Genomic DNA, 793 nt, shown 5'->3' on the forward strand with positions numbered 1-793 from the left:
ACCCGCGCCGAGCACCGGGCACGGCGCCCCGCCAGCGCACACCGGCACCAACCGGCGGATGCCGCAGGCGTGGACGCGTGACCGTGGGACCAGTTCCAGCGGCGTAGCCGCCGGGCGCGTACTGGCCGACTCCGGCGACGGCGTGTGGATTCTGTGTCCGAGCGCGGAGCAGGCCGAGTGCCTGTGCCGGCACCTGCCGGGGTGGCTGGCCCGGCTGCGCACCGGCGGCGCCCGGCAGGTCGTGATCGATCTGCACCGGGTCCGGCGCCTGGACTTCACTGGGTTCGGGCTGCTGCTGCGCCTGCTCCGCGACGTGCTCGGGGTTCCGGTGGTGATCACCGAGGCGGCCGGGCACGTCGCGGCGACGTTGAGCCAGCTCGATCTGCTCGCCCACGCCCGGCTGGTGCCGGCTCCGCATCGACCGCCCCGGACCAGCGCTCCCGCCCCGCCCTGGCCCACACCGGACAGTGCGCACCGCGCCCCACGCCGACTGCCTGGTGAGCGGGTGCTCCATCCCGGCGGTGCGGCGCACGGCAGCAAACCCAGGCGGCCGGCGCGCAGCGGGCACGGCGACCGACACCGCAGCCCTCTGGCATCCCGCTAGGTGCAGCATCCGCACCAGCCGACAGGCCGACCCCATCGACCTTGCGGCAACGGTGACCGCAAGCCCGGTTGGTGCGAGCCGCGGCGGGTATGCGGGTGGTTGGCCGGTGATTTCTCTCCCGCTACGCGCGACGTGCGTGTGGTAGCGCTCGTGGCCGGAGAGACCCCATGGAAGGCGACATGACAACAA

1 protein-coding gene is annotated in these 793 nt (G+C 74.0%); it reads left to right on the top strand.

The features are described from left to right. Positions 1 to 604: STAS domain-containing protein (locus H5411_RS46600; protein ID WP_183128039.1), on the top strand; the 604-nt coding region annotated here is incomplete at its 5' end. Positions 605 to 793: the final 189 nt, after the last annotated feature.

Source organism: Amycolatopsis echigonensis (assembly GCF_014174495.1).
GTDB classification, from domain to species: Bacteria; Actinomycetota; Actinomycetes; order Mycobacteriales; family Pseudonocardiaceae; genus Amycolatopsis; species Amycolatopsis echigonensis.